Raw genomic sequence first — 13,975 nt, forward strand, 5'->3', positions numbered from 1 at the left:
GGACATCATGGCTACATGTGAAACCTGCGGCAATGACTATGACAAGTCCTTTCAGGTCACAATGAACGGCAAGGCGCACACCTTCGATAGTTTCGAGTGCGCCATTCATGCGCTCGCGCCGACCTGCGATCATTGCGGCATCCGCATCGTCGGGCACGGATTGGAGAAGTCCGGCACGTTCTTCTGCTGCGAGCATTGCGCCGAAAGGGAAGGCGTCAAAGGGCTGCGTGATCGAATCTAGGCCCGGGCAATTGGCGCGGGCTGGATCCCTCCATCCGTCCGCGAAGGACGATGCTTCATGCGCATCAGATGCTTCATGCGCGTCATAAATCTGCAGGCGCTTTGTGCTCGCTCGGGCAAGCCTGCCAACCGCAATGGGTGCTTTGGGACAGCATGACTGCCGGATAACTTTGCTTGCGCCATTGGAAATTTGAGCATTGAATTCGGCGAAGATGCGCCACTACCGTAAGTAGTTTTCACGTGTGTCTATACCCTCACAGGATGACGTGATGAAGAGACTCGGCTTCGGCATGAGGCGGGTGCGATGGCCTCATGCGGTTGAAGGGAGGTATGCCTATCTCGTCCACCTGACTGATCGGGAGTGGCCAAACGCGGGAAGCTGATGCGCGCACGACCAGCGCCGTCGTAGCCCAACGAAACAGGGAGGAGAACAATGAGCACCTGGCTTAGCGAGCGAGAGCAGCGTCTTGTCGCGGGCGCGGAGGCGGCATCGGCGGCAACGCCGATTCCCACGCAGATTGTTTCCAACGGCGAGTATCTGCCGCCCCCGCAGAGCGCCGTGCAAAAGAAGGTCGAGGCCCGGATCAACGAGCTCGCCGACGTGAACGGCAAGCACCTCGGCTTGAGCCGCAGGCAGTTCCTGCACACGGGTTGCGGCATGGCGGCAGCATTCCTCGCCATGAACGACGTCTACGGCAATGTTTTCCAGGTCGCGACTGCGGAGGCGCGAGAGCCCGAATTGATGCGGGCACGCGCGCAAGGCCTCGCCGACCAGTTCATATTCGACGTTCAGACCCACTTCGTGCGCGACGACTTCGATCACAAGGAGCTGTTGGGGCTGGCGGACTTTGCGAGCCAGCACTGGAACCCGAAGATGAAGGAGGAGGGCGTCTCCTCGCTCGGCCGCTACAAGTTCCAGAATTATGTGAAAGAGGTTTACTACGACAGCGACACCAACATGGCGCTGTTGAGCGGCGCGCCGTTCGATGATCCGAGTTGGTGGCTTCTTTCCAACGAGCAGATCGTCAAGGCCCGCGAACTCATCAACGACTTCGCCGGCTCGCGCCGGCTGCTGGCGCACAGCGTCATCACCCCAAAGCAGCCCGGCTGGATGGAGGAGGTCGACAAGGCGATCGAGGTCTACAAGCCGGATTCCTGGAAGTCCTACACGATCGGCGATCCGCTGGCGCCCTCCAAGTTCCCATGGCGGCTCGACGACGAGCAGGTGATGTATCCGTTTTACGAAAAAGCGGTGAAGTCCGGCATCAACACGCTGTGCATCCACAAGGGGCTGCTGCCGCCCGATTACGAAAAATCGTTCGCCGGCGTGTGGGAATATGCAACCGCGTGGGACATCGGAAAGGCCGCCAAGGATTGGCCGCAGATGAACTTCGTGATCTATCACTCGGCGCTACGGCCGTTCACCGAACTGCCGGACAAGGCGTGGGCCGAGTTCGAGCAGACCGGCCGCATCCAGTGGGCCACGGATCTTTCGGAAATCCCGCAGAAGCTCGGCGTCACCAATGTCTATGCCGAACTCGGCACCTGCTTTGCCAACTCGGCGGTGGCGCATCCGAAGTTCTGCGCCGCGCTGGTCGGCACGTTGATCAAGGGCATGGGGGTAGACCACGTGATGTGGGGCACCGACTCGGTCTGGTACGGCTCACCGCAGTGGCAGATCGAGGCGATGCGCCGGCTCGAAATCCCGGAGGACATGCAGAAGAAATACGGCTTTGCACCACTCGGCGACGCCAATAGCGCCACCAAGCAACTGATCTTCGCAGGCAACGCCACCAGGCTCTACAAGATCAAGCTGAGAGCGGCTGACAACACCAGGATGCCGGCCTATTCCGAGGACCGTCTCGCCTCGCTCAAGAACGAATATACGCAGGCAGCTAAGGCGCCCTCGAACCTGCGCTACGGCTACGTTCGCGCCGCGTAAACGTTAGACGGCCCGCGCCGGTGGACCGAGCAAGCTTCACGGGCGCGGTCGACGCGCGGCTCCAGTGAAGGGTGTAGATCGACAGAGGCAATTTTGGTTTCGGATGAAAACCAAACGCTTCGTGCGATGTTTGCTTTTCGGCCCAGTAGCTCACATCCCGGGACGCCCGTTGTGCCCCCACAACCGGCACATAGGATGATTGCGCCGCAACATGCGCCAACACAATTGGTCGCATCCGGGACTGCCAAACCGGGCTTGTAGGACTTTCGATCAATTGTATTCTCAAGGGAAGCATGCGGAACTCGCATGGCTGCTGCCTAAAGAGCGCAGATCACCATAAGCAGGCGCGAACCAACGTGCCGGTTTTTGGGTGGAGACCGACATGGCCGATGGCGGATCGTTTGACACGTTCCCCAAGTTGCTACTGCGAAACGCCGCGAAATTTGGCAACCGTCCGGCGTTTCGGCATAAGGATCTTGGCATCTGGCAGACATGGACTTGGACCGAGGTCGCTGGGATCGTACGTGCCTATGCCGCGGGTTTGCAGCGGATTGGATTGCAGCCAGGCGACACTTTCGCCATCGTCGGCTCCAACCGGCCGAAGCTCTATTGGACCATGATGGCAGCGCAGGCGCTGCGTGCGATTCCGGTTCCGGTCTATTCGGACGCGGTGGCTGACGAGCTTGCCTACGTCCTTGCCCACGCCGACGTGAAGCTTGTTGCAGCGCAGGATCAGGAGCAGGTCGACAAGATTTTGTCCGTATCCGACCGGGTGCGGCATCTCCGGAAGATTGTCTACGATGAACCGCGTGGACTCCGCGACTACGATCACAGCCGGCTGATCGCAATCCATGATGTCATCGAAGACGGCCGAGCCGCGCTTGCGGTTAATGCTGCGCTTGGCGAGCAGATCGATGAAATCATCCGTCAGGGTGAAGGTTCTGACATCTCGATCATCCTCTATACCTCGGGAACAACCGGCGCGTCGAAGGGCGTCATGCTGTCGGCGCGACGGTGCATCGACGCTGTAACTGATACTGTCAGGTTCGACAGGTTGACCGAGAACGACGTGGCGCTTGCTTATCTGCCGCTCGCCTGGGTGGGAGATCATTACCTCAACTATGCGCAGGGCCTTGCCGCCGGTTTCTGCATGGCGTGTCCCGAGAGCGGTGAGACGGTCGAGCAGGATTTGCGCGAGATCGGACCAACCTTCTATTTCGCTCCACCGCGCGTTTTCGAGAACATGCTGACGCGAGTGATGATCCGCATGGAGGATGCTGCGCCAATCAAGCGGCGTATGTTCGACTACTTCCTCCGCATTGCGCGACGACATGGCGAATCGATTTTGACCGGAAAGCCGGTGTCGGTGTCAGGCCGGCTACTCTATGCGCTTGGACGCTTGATACTCTACGAGCCCCTTAAAAACGTTCTCGGGCTGTCTCGCGTGCGCGTTGCCTATACTGCAGGTGAGGCCATTGGTCCGGATCTTTTCGCGTTTTACCGCTCGATCGGATTGAACCTGAAGCAGCTCTACGGTCAGACTGAAGCATTCCTCTACGTCACGTGTCAGCCTGACGGGGAGATCTACTCCGATACTGTCGGGCCGGCGGCGCCGAACGTCGACATTCGCATTGCGGAATCAGGCGAGGTGCAATTCCGTTCACCCGGCATGTTTGTTCGATATTTCAAGGATCAGGCGAAAACTGCGGAGACCCTGACGCCTGATGGTTACGTCAAGACCGGTGATGCCGGCTTCTTCGACGAGAAGACGGGACATCTGAAGATCATCGATCGCGCAAAGGATGTGGGCCGGCTGGCCGACGGAACGATATTTGCGCCGAAGTATCTTGAGAACAAGTTGAAGTTCTTTCCAAGCATCAAGGAAGCGGTCGCCTTCGGCGATTCCAGGGAGTTCGCTTGCGCCATTCTCAATATCGACCTGACTGCGGTCGGGAGCTGGGCCGAACGCAACAACATTGCCTACGGCTCCTATCAGGAACTGGCGGGCCATCCACTGGTCTACGACCTGGTGGCGAAAAGCGTTGCCGAAGCGAACCGCTCCCTCGCGGAGGAAAAGGTGATGGCTGGCGCACAGATTCGGCGCTTTCTGATTCTGCATAAGGAGCTCGACGCCGACGATGGCGAATTGACACGCACGCAGAAAGTTCGCCGCGGAATCATCGCCGAGCGCTATGCGCCATTGGTCACAGCGCTCTACGACGGTTCGCATGAAGCCGACATTTCCACCGAAGTCACTTTTGAGGATGGCCGCAAGGGCGTGATCGCGGCGCAGGTCAAGATCCGCGACGTGCCGGCAATTGGCGCGACGGAACCCTTGGGGAGGGCCGCATGAGGACGCCGGACACGAGCGAAATCCTGCTTCAGGTCGAGGGGGTATCGCTGGCGTTTGGCGGCGTGAAAGCGCTGAGGGATGTTTCGCTTGACATCAGGAAAGGTGAAATTCGCGCCATCATCGGACCGAATGGCGCCGGAAAGACTTCGATGCTCAACGTCATCAACGGATTCTATCATCCCAATCGTGGTGCCATCACCTTCAAGGGACGAACCCGCGCCCAGATGCAGCCGTTCGAGGCGTCCCGTGGCGGCATTGCGCGCACCTTTCAAAACGTCGCGCTGTTCAAGGGAATGAGCGCGCTCGACAATATCATGGCTGGGCGCACATTGAAGATGCGGCGGGGCCTGCTGTGGCAGATGCTGCGCTACGGCCCTGCGCTGGCGGAGGAGATCGAGCATCGGCACCGGGTCGAAGAGATCATCGATTTTCTGGAGATCGAACCGATCCGCAAGGTGCTGGTCGCGCGCTTGCCATACGGCCTGCAGAAACGGGTCGAACTCGGCCGCGCCCTTGCGATGGAGCCCGATCTCCTTCTCCTTGACGAACCGATGGCAGGCATGAACCTCGAAGAGAAGAAGGACATGTCGCGGTTCATCCTCGACGTGAACGATTATTACGGCACGACCATCGCGCTGATCGAGCATGACATGGCTGTGGTGATGGATCTCTCCCATCGCGTGGTGGTGCTCGATCATGGCGTGAAGATCGCCGACGGAACGCCGGATGAGGTCAAGAAGAATCAGGACGTCATCGACGCCTATCTCGGCATCGCGCACCAGGGAGCATAGTGTGATCGCATTGGGTCAATTTCTCGAGGTGCTGATCGGCGGATTGATGTCTGGCGTCCTGTATTCGCTGGTCGCGCTCGGCTTCGTGTTGATCTTCAAGGCATCCGGCGTGTTTAATTTTGCGCAAGGCGCAATGGTGTTGCTCGCCGGGCTGGCGCTGGTTCGTTCGCTCGATCTCCTCGTGGCCAACGGCTTCCCGCTTTGGATTGCGATCGTCGTCGGCATCGGCTTTGCCGCCGTGATCATGGCGATAGCGGCCTGGCTGATCGAGCGGTTCGTGATTGGACCTCTTGTCAATCAGAACGCTCTCACGCTGTTCATGTCCACCATTGGCGTGACATTCGTTCTCGAGGGTGCGGCGCAGATGATCTTCGGTTCCGATGTTTACCCGTTGCGGCTGTTCCCGACCGACATCTGGCTGCTGTTCGAAAGTCACTTTCCGGGTGGGATTCTGGTCAACCAGCTTGATGTCTGGGGCGGCTTTATCGCCGGCATTCTGGTCGCGGGTCTCGCGATCTTCTTCCAGCAAACCAAGACTGGTCGCGCACTCAGGGCGGTTGCCGACGATCACATGGCAGCGCAGTCGGTCGGGATTCCGATCGGCTGGATCTGGTTTGTGGTCTGGCTTGTTGCCGGTCTCGTTGCGCTCGTTGCGGCGACCGTGTGGGGTACCAAGCTGGGTGTGCAGTTCTCGATCACGTTTCTCGCGCTGAAGGCCCTGCCGGTTCTGATCATTGGGGGCCTTACCTCGGTCCCAGGAGCGATCGTCGGCGGGCTTATTGTAGGTGCGGGCGAGAAGCTCGCCGAGGTGTTCCTGGGGTCGCATATTGGCGGCGGTATCGAATATTGGTTCGCCTATGTGCTGGCGCTGGCCGTGCTGCTGGTGCGGCCGCAGGGGCTGTTCGGCGAGCGCATCATCGAGCGCATCTGAGATGAGGAGTTAGTTGTGCTTTATCGCGAGGCAGGCCAATTCAAGACGACCTACGCGGAGGACATGGCGATTTTCCCGATCCGCCAGGACCGTATGGCGCTCGCGGTCTTGCTTGGTATCGCCTTCATTGGCGTTCCGCTGCTGGCCGACTTCGACATTTGGCCGTTCGGCAGCGACTATCTGCTTCGCGCCATTCTGCTGCCCTTCCTGATCCTCGCGCTCGCCGCTATCGGCGTAAACATCCTGGTCGGCTATTGCGGCCAGATCTCGCTCGGCAGCGGCGCGTTCATGGCCATCGGCGCTTACTCCGCCTACAAGTTGGGGACCGGCGTTCATATTCCGCTCGCCTGGCTTGGCTTCGCGATTTCGATCCCGCCGTTGCCCGTACTGCTATCTATTTTGCTCGGCGGGCTGGCGGCAGCGGTTGTCGGCATCCTCTTCGGTATTCCCAGTCTGCGGATCAAGGGCCTCTATCTGGCGGTCGCAACACTCGCAGCGCAGTTCTTCTTTGACTGGGTGTTCCTGCGGGTGTCGTGGTTCACCAATTATGCGCCGTCGGGGTCGGTCAGTGCACCGACACTGGATTTCTTCGGTCTGAACGTAGGCACGCCGATCGAGCGGTATATGCTGTGCCTGATCTTCGTAACGGTGTTCGCGTTTCTGGCGAAGAATCTCGTTCGTGGCAACCTCGGCAGACAATGGATGGCAATCCGTGACATGGACATAGCCGCGGAGCTCATCGGCATCCGGCCACTCTACGCGAAGCTTACAGCTTTCGCGGTCTCTTCATTTATCATCGGCGTGGCGGGCGCACTTTGGGCGTTCGTCTATCTGGGCTCGTGGGAGCCGCTCGCCTTCTCGATCGAACGTTCGCTGCAGCTTCTGTTCATGGTGATCATCGGCGGGTTGGGTTCGATCATGGGGTCATTCATCGGTGCTGCCTTTATCCTGATCCTGCCCATCATGCTGAACCTGCTTCCAACCCAGCTCGGTGTGCCGCTGTCGACAGAGACGATTACTCATCTGGAATTCATCATCTTTGGATCGCTGATCTGCTATCTTCTCATCAAGGAGCCACATGGGTTTGCCCGGCTCATATCGATTGGCAAGGAGAAGCTCAGACTGTGGCCGTTCCCCTACTGAAGGGGCGGGCAGTGCGAAGCAAGCCGAAGATCGCAAATGCGGAGCGGCGGTCGTTGGCAATAGGAGGCAAGGAAGCCCGCGAGAACAAGACCCGGTAAGAAAAAACGGGCTGAACGAGGAGGAGACTCATATGGTACGCAACAAACTATTACTTGCTGCAGCCATACTTTCAGGCGGGGCGTTTGCCTCTCCTGCTGCAGCGCAGAGCGAGCAGTTCATCCCGATACTATCCTACCGAACGGGCGCGTACGCCGTGAATGGCGTGCCGTACGCAAACGGCGTGGCCGACTATTACAACCTTGTCAACGAGCGCGACGGCGGCATCAACGGCGTCAAGCTCTTGGTCGAGGAATGCGAAACCGGCTACGCCACCGACAAGGGCGTTGAATGTTACGAGCGCCTCAAGGGGAAGGGCCCTACCGGCGCGGCCTTCGTCAATCCGCTGTCGACCGGCATTACATTCGCCCTCACCGAGAAGACCACGACTGACAAGATCCCGATTATCACCATGGGTTACGGCCGCGCCGATTCCAAGAACGGCGCCGTGTTCGCCTACAATTTCCCGCTGCTCGGCACGTACTGGTCCGCGGCCGATATCGCGATCCAGCACGTCGCCAAGGAGGTGGGCGGCTTCGACAAGCTGAAGGGCAAGAAGATTTCGCTGCTCTATCACGACAGCCCATACGGCAAGGAGCCGATCCCGATGCTGCAGGTGCTGGCCAAGAAGTACGGCTTTGAGTTCACGCCGATCCCGGTTACGCATCCCGGTGTCGAACAGAAGTCGCAATGGCTGGGGATCCGCCAGAACCGGCCGGACTATGTCTTGGTCTGGGGCTGGGGCGTTATGAACGGGACCGCAGTCAAGGAAGCTGCGGCCGTTGCCTATCCGCGCGACAAGATGATCGGTGTTTGGTGGTCGGGCGCAGAGCCGGATGTGCAGCCCGCTGGCGATCAAGCCGTCGGCTACAAGGCGCTGATGCTTCAGCATGGCGCGGGCAAATTCCCCGTGCATGCCGAGATCGAGAAGCACGTCTATGCAAAGGGCAAGGGCGCGTCGGAACCCGGCAAGGTCGGCGAGGTTCTCTATAACCGCGGTATGGTGAACGCCATGCTGGGGGTGGAGGGGATCCGCAAGGCGCAGGAAAAGTTCGGCAAGAAGCCGCTGACGGGCGAGCAGGTTCGTTGGGGTCTTGAGAACCTCAATCTCTCTGAAGCTCGTCTCAAGGAACTCGGCTTCGAGGGCATGTTGAAGCCGGTCAAGATTTCCTGCTCTGATCACGAGGGCGCGCGGGACGGCCGCGTACAGCAGTGGGACGGCAAGGGTTGGAAGATCATATCCGACTGGTATACGGCCAACCAATCCGAGACCGAACCGCTCGTTGACGAAGTTTCCGCGAAGTATGCCGCGGACAAGAAGATTCAGCCTCGCGACTGCTCGAAAGAGAGCTGAGAACATCTCGGAGATCCGGAAGGAGCGTTCGCTTCCTTCCGGGGATTCCGAAGCTGTAACAGTTTGGAGGGAGCAGCGTGTCAATTCCCAAGGCCGCCACAACGACAGAAGCGGCGGCGCCGTTCCTGTCGGTCAACAACATCGAGGTCGTGTACGATCACGTCATCCTGGTATTGAAGGGCGTATCGCTGGATGTGCCGCGGGGCGGAATCGTCGCGCTTCTCGGCGCCAATGGTGCGGGCAAGACAACGACTCTGAAGGCGATTTCCAGTCTGCTGCGTTCAGAGCGCGGCGAGGTCACCAAGGGCTCAATCCTGTTTGACGGTGTTGAAGTGCAGTCGCTGTCGCCAAACGATCTAGTGCGGCGCGGCTGCATTCAGGTGATGGAGGGACGGCGCTGCTTCGCCCACCTCACTGTCGAAGAAAATCTCCTGACCGGCGCATTCACGCGCGTGGACGGCAAGTCCGCGATCGCGGATGATCTCGAGCGGGTCTATGCCTATTTTCCCCGTCTCAGGGAGCGGCGCGGTTCCACCGCCGGCTATACGTCGGGTGGCGAACAGCAGATGTGCGCAATCGGCCGTGCGCTGATGTCGCGCCCGAAGATGATCCTGCTCGACGAGCCATCAATGGGCCTCGCTCCGCAGATCGTCGAAGAGATCTTCGAGATCGTCAAGGATCTAAACGTCAGGGAAAATGTCACGTTCCTGCTCGCCGAGCAGAACACGAATATGGCGCTCAAATACGCCAGGCACGGATACATCCTCGAAAATGGGCGCGTAGTTATGGATGGCGAGGCGCGGGCGCTCGCCACAAATGAGGATGTCAAGGAATTCTATCTCGGCATCGCCGGGGACAAGCGCAAATCATTCCGCGATGTGAAGCACTACAAGCGACGCAAGCGCTGGCTCGCTTAGGTCATGGGGATAAAAAGCCATACTGCTGCGCCCGCGGCAGCTCTTGCTCTCGGAATCTTCTTCATTGCGCCGGGTTCCGTTGCCTCCAATGCTATCGTCGGCACGGTCACCTCGCTCGTGGCGGCCGCCATCGGCAATCTCAGCTTCATGTCGCCTGCGATGGGCGAGCCGGTCTCACTCACCAGAAAACAATCGGATGCGCTCAATACATACAATAATGCACGGAGCAATTTTGAGTCGATCCTGGGCCAGCGGCGCGCGCAGATCAATTCGAACCAGCGACTACCGAACTTGCCAGGACAAGCCCTCTACCTTGCACGCAACAACATGATCAGCGCGTACAAGGATCTCACCGACGCTCTTCCGTCCAAGATAGGCGGGCCCAACAAATACGGAATCCCCCCGGCGTATTTTAGCGCCGACAATGAGCCGCTGCTCGACGAGTACAGGAGACTTTTCGACCTGATGCAGGCGCCGCCCGCCAACGCGCAAAACTCGGATACTCCATTCAAGGACGTTGTCGATCTGGGCGCGGCCATTGCGCGAGCCAAGGGCCTTGATGCGGCCAATGCCGAAGCAGCAGGCCGTATCAGCCTGGGCCTGTTCTTTGCCGAGACAAATGGCAATCAGAACATCGGGAATGCGCGCTCGAACAAATATAAGGGCAGCTTGCAAACAGGCGTACCCGAAGATCAAAACGGGCGAAGGAAATGGGCCGCGATAAAGAAGTCGATCGCAGCCTTTGATCCCGCACTGAACGCCCGCGACGACAAGGAAGAGGCACGGGCCGGCAATCTGGACCATCGGTATAACCACTGGACTGCGGTGCGGGATGGCCTCATGAACGCACAGGCGGATATTTTCCCGCAAGTACCGGCGATCGTGAAAACGCTGCCGGATCCGATCGATCAAATGAAGCTGTTTGAACTGATCCAGATTATCCCGAGCCCGACCAGGTCTGCGCTCGGCTCGCGCAACCTGGTCGACCACAGAATTTCCGACCCGAAGATCATGGCCTATCTGCGAAATAACAGCGTTTTCACCTTCGGACGGGCTGACCGGGCCAAAACATCCGCGACCTACCGCGAAATTCTCGATGCGATGTGGCTGTTCAACGAAAAATTTGAACGAGCGCTTTCCACATTCGACGAAATCAAGAAGCAGTCAAAGGGTTGAAGCCGGCAGGCGGGGTTCAGATGCGACGCTACCGCGCCGTCAGAGCGGACCGAGCATAGCCCATCGGGGCTCGCAAAATTGCTTCACCGCCGCCGTGACACTGCTGCTGATGATGTCCCGCCGTTCAGGCGAGCTCATCTTGAGCTCCTCGTCCCGGTTGATGATCGAGCCCGCTTCCAGCAGGACGGCAGCCATCCGGGTTTTTCTCAGCACGATGAGCTCATCGTAGCGATAGACGCCGGTCTCCTTGTTCAGTAGCTCGCGCTGGTACCTGCCCATGATGGACTGGGAATATTGCTTGGCATAGTCGAGGCCCTGGGCCTTCATTTCCTTGGCGATCAGTTCGGCGAAGGCGAAACTTGTCTTGAAGTCCGGGTTGCTGCGGGAGACGAAGACGGAATATCCGCTGAAGCGGTCGCTGAAATGGCTTTTCTTTCCCTCGAACTCCCAGTCCTCGAGGAATTTGTTGGGCACGGAGTCATGGTGGATCGACAGCAAGAGATCCGCGGGAAGATTGTTGGCGGCGGCGACGCGTTTGAAGAGGCTGTGCCTCGCCTTGCCCTCGGTCACGAGCAACCTGGTTTCAGTAAAGCCCTCGGCCTTCAACTTTTCCTCGATCCGCTTCGCAAGGTGCAGATTGAAGACAAACTCGGGAACGTTGCGGGCGCTGATCGCGCCTTCCGATTCGCCGGTGTGTCCCACATCCAGAACGATCCGGAACTTGGAGGGATCGCACAGGGGGGCGACCGGTTTGAAAGCTGCAGAGGGCAAGGCGACCGGCCCCAGGGCGGCAAGCTTCACGGTGCGGCGCTTTGGCGAGGCGGCTCGCTTCGCCAAAGTGGCTGGCTTGCGCGAAGTGACGTGCTTTGACGGCTTGCCTTGTTTTGGCGATTTGGCCTGTTTTGACGAGCCTTTGAAGATGTCCGACAGCCAACCCGCGTCGCTGACGTCGATCGGCAGAAGCACCATTGCGGCCATCACGGCAATGACGATGCGGCCACGGCGCCAAAATCGCGAAGCGATACCGCCGAGAACACAAATGAACGCGCGGCGCTTCATGCTCGCCCGGAGACCGAACCCGAAGGCGCGCTAATGCGAATGAGGCTTGCGTTGATGTCGACGAACGAAGTCCTGGCACAGCCGATGGAAAACATATCGTACCCCACCTACCGAATTCGACACGCAAGGGTCGCAATCCAATGAGGGCGGATACAAGTCGGATGAGAGCGATTACGGCATCCAATCGCGCGATTTCATATCAGTGTTGTCATTGAGCCACATAGTTATGCACTGAAACAGGCTTTCGGCCATTTCTTGGAAACCGTCAAAAGCGATTGTTGGTCTCACTCTAGCGGCGTTGCTTTTTCGGCTTCAGCGATGCCGCCGGCGCCCGTGCGTTGGCATCGAGCGATGTTGATGCCACTGGCGTCTCACCCTTGGCCCCTTCGATTTCACGTCGTGGCCAGGCAAAATCGTCGGCGCGACCGGCTGGCGCCGACAAAGGCTCCCCTGTGATCAAGACCCGCGCCGCCTGCGCATCCATTGTCACCGTCCGCGCCCCCGGACCGCCGAGCAATTGATTCGTGCCGACAGAGGAGGCCGTCAAGGGAACGATCGGCCCGGCCAGCGGACGTGGCGCCGGCTGATCCGGCCGCGCACTGGCGTCGGGCGTGGCCGGCTCAGTGGGCAGCACAACCGGTGCGGAACGCGCAGCCAACAGGCGGTTGATCTCGCGCTCGGCGTAATGCGCGAGCTTGAGCGCGCCGGCCTTGGTGAAGTACACGCCATCGGAAGAGCGCAGCCGGCGGATCTGCCCTTCGAAGTCGGGGCCGTGCTGCAAGAAGCGGCCGGTTTCATCGACAAATCCGTCCCAGACATCGACATAGGTGATACCGGCTTTGCCGGCCGCATCGCGATAGAGCGTATTCAGAAACGCCGTGTCGGCGGTCGACTTGGCGCCACGTACCACCGGCAGACCCACCCACAGCACAGGCACACCCTTGGACTTGAGTACGCCGATCATCTCCTCGATCTTTGCCATGTAGAGTTCGACCCAGCGTTTCTCGCGAAACTCATGGATGTCGTTCGGCGAATGCGCGCTCCTCTCCGGTTCAACCACCGCCCGCGCGCCACTGTTTTCGGCGGCATCGTCCGGCGGCAATTCGGGATCCGGCACCTTGGCTGCGCCATCGGGCTTCGCCTCGGGCTTTGCGCTCGAAGCCTTGCCATCAGGTTTCGCCTTGGCGTCCTTCTTGTTCCCAGCCTTATTGTCGGATTTGTCGACCGCCGGCTCGCGGATTGTGACGCGATCATCGAGCCCGAGCATGACGACAATGGCGTCCGCCTTTTCGGTGGCGAGAATGCCTTTGGCAGCGGCGGCCCAATCGGCGGGATCGCCCTTCGGCTGGTACTTGATCAGGCCGGAAACTGTCTTGTGTTTGCGGATCACGCCCATCTCAGGCTGATCGGCATAGATGTTCTCAAGCCCATAGGCGAGCCAGTCCGCCATGGCGTCACCGAGCACAAGAATGTGGCGCTCCGGTACACCATTGCGTTTTTCGGGCGGCGGCGCCTTTGAAAAATCCTCGCGCACCGGCGGAGGCGCTTGCCGCCCACTCCAACGGGGCTGCGGCGCTTGCTCCTGGTACGGCGCAAACGTATCGTTACCGTACCAGCCGCCGCCACCGCGTTCGTTGCCAAACCAGCCGCCGCCGCGTTGCGGTTGCGGCCGCTGCTGATATCCGCCGAAATTAAAGAACTGTGCAGAGGTTGGGCCGGCCAGGCCGAGCAACATTCCCACCGCCACGGCCAGCGCAATCAGCCAACCACGCTCGGTAAAGATGCATTGCCTTTTTGGGTTCCCTTGGCATGCTTCTGGACCGCACACACGCAGAACCTACGTCCGCCAGACTAGCACAAAGGCCCTGTGGCCGGTCTCAGTTTACCGTGAAGCGTGTCATCTCGGTGCGGAACACGCAAGCACGGCCCATATGCGTCGTGCGCACGTCCCATAACAATACACCAATCCGATA

12 protein-coding genes are annotated in these 13,975 nt (G+C 59.5%); 10 read left to right on the forward strand and 2 right to left on the reverse strand.

Annotation, left to right across the window (positions count from 1 at the left end; genetic code table 11):
• Nucleotides 1-7 precede the first annotated feature (7 nt).
• The 9 genes from V1290_RS33010 (at nucleotide 8) to V1290_RS33050 (ending at nucleotide 10,943) form a co-directional block, all read left to right on the forward strand.
• On the forward strand, nucleotides 8-241 hold the full coding sequence (locus V1290_RS33010) for a hypothetical protein (protein ID WP_334368222.1): 234 nt from the start codon (nucleotides 8-10) through the stop codon (nucleotides 239-241).
• Between the two features lie 432 nt (nucleotides 242-673).
• Nucleotides 674-2,182, forward strand: a complete 1,509-nt coding sequence (locus tag V1290_RS33015) for an amidohydrolase family protein (RefSeq protein WP_334368223.1) — start codon at nucleotides 674-676, stop codon at nucleotides 2,180-2,182.
• Nucleotides 2,183-2,564: 382 nt separating this feature from the next.
• Nucleotides 2,565-4,535, forward strand: a complete 1,971-nt coding sequence (locus tag V1290_RS33020; RefSeq protein WP_334368224.1) for an AMP-binding protein — start codon at nucleotides 2,565-2,567, stop codon at nucleotides 4,533-4,535.
• On the forward strand, nucleotides 4,532-5,326 hold the full coding sequence (locus V1290_RS33025) for an ABC transporter ATP-binding protein (protein ID WP_334368225.1): 795 nt from the start codon (nucleotides 4,532-4,534) through the stop codon (nucleotides 5,324-5,326). Before V1290_RS33020 ends, V1290_RS33025 begins: the two co-directional genes overlap by 4 nt.
• 46 nt (nucleotides 5,327-5,372) lie before the next feature.
• On the forward strand, nucleotides 5,373-6,257 hold the full coding sequence (locus V1290_RS33030; protein ID WP_442895093.1) for a branched-chain amino acid ABC transporter permease: 885 nt from the start codon (nucleotides 5,373-5,375) through the stop codon (nucleotides 6,255-6,257).
• A gap of 15 nt (nucleotides 6,258-6,272) precedes the next feature.
• Nucleotides 6,273-7,400 carry a branched-chain amino acid ABC transporter permease gene (locus V1290_RS33035; protein ID WP_334368227.1) on the forward strand — a complete coding sequence of 376 codons (1,128 nt, stop codon included), beginning with the start codon at nucleotides 6,273-6,275 and terminating at the stop codon, nucleotides 7,398-7,400.
• A gap of 130 nt (nucleotides 7,401-7,530) precedes the next feature.
• Nucleotides 7,531-8,850 carry an ABC transporter substrate-binding protein gene (locus tag V1290_RS33040; RefSeq protein ID WP_334368228.1) on the forward strand — a complete coding sequence of 440 codons (1,320 nt, stop codon included), beginning with the start codon at nucleotides 7,531-7,533 and terminating at the stop codon, nucleotides 8,848-8,850.
• 77 nt (nucleotides 8,851-8,927) lie between these two features.
• Nucleotides 8,928-9,767: an ABC transporter ATP-binding protein gene (locus tag V1290_RS33045; protein ID WP_334368229.1), complete on the forward strand. Its 840-nt coding sequence runs from the start codon at nucleotides 8,928-8,930 to the stop codon at nucleotides 9,765-9,767.
• A 147-nt stretch (nucleotides 9,768-9,914) separates the two neighbouring features.
• Nucleotides 9,915-10,943, forward strand: coding sequence for a hypothetical protein (locus tag V1290_RS33050; protein ID WP_442895094.1), 1,029 nt, complete (start codon nucleotides 9,915-9,917; stop codon nucleotides 10,941-10,943).
• Nucleotides 10,944-10,982: 39 nt separating this feature from the next.
• Here the strand turns inward: V1290_RS33050 and V1290_RS33055 are convergent, their stop codons facing one another.
• On the reverse strand, nucleotides 10,983-11,744 hold the full coding sequence (locus tag V1290_RS33055; RefSeq protein ID WP_334368231.1) for an N-acetylmuramoyl-L-alanine amidase family protein: 762 nt from the start codon (nucleotides 11,742-11,744) through the stop codon (nucleotides 10,983-10,985).
• Nucleotide 11,745: 1 nt separating this feature from the next.
• Between V1290_RS33055 and V1290_RS33060 the strand changes: the two genes are divergently transcribed.
• On the forward strand, nucleotides 11,746-12,036 hold the full coding sequence (locus tag V1290_RS33060; protein WP_334368232.1) for a hypothetical protein: 291 nt from the start codon (nucleotides 11,746-11,748) through the stop codon (nucleotides 12,034-12,036).
• Between the two features lie 255 nt (nucleotides 12,037-12,291).
• Here V1290_RS33060 and V1290_RS33065 read toward each other — a convergent pair whose 3' ends face one another.
• Nucleotides 12,292-13,737, reverse strand: coding sequence for an SGNH/GDSL hydrolase family protein (locus tag V1290_RS33065; protein ID WP_334368233.1), 1,446 nt, complete (start codon nucleotides 13,735-13,737; stop codon nucleotides 12,292-12,294).
• Nucleotides 13,738-13,975: the final 238 nt, after the last annotated feature.

This window comes from Bradyrhizobium sp. AZCC 1578 (assembly GCF_036924675.1).
GTDB lineage: Bacteria > Pseudomonadota > Alphaproteobacteria > Rhizobiales > Xanthobacteraceae > Bradyrhizobium.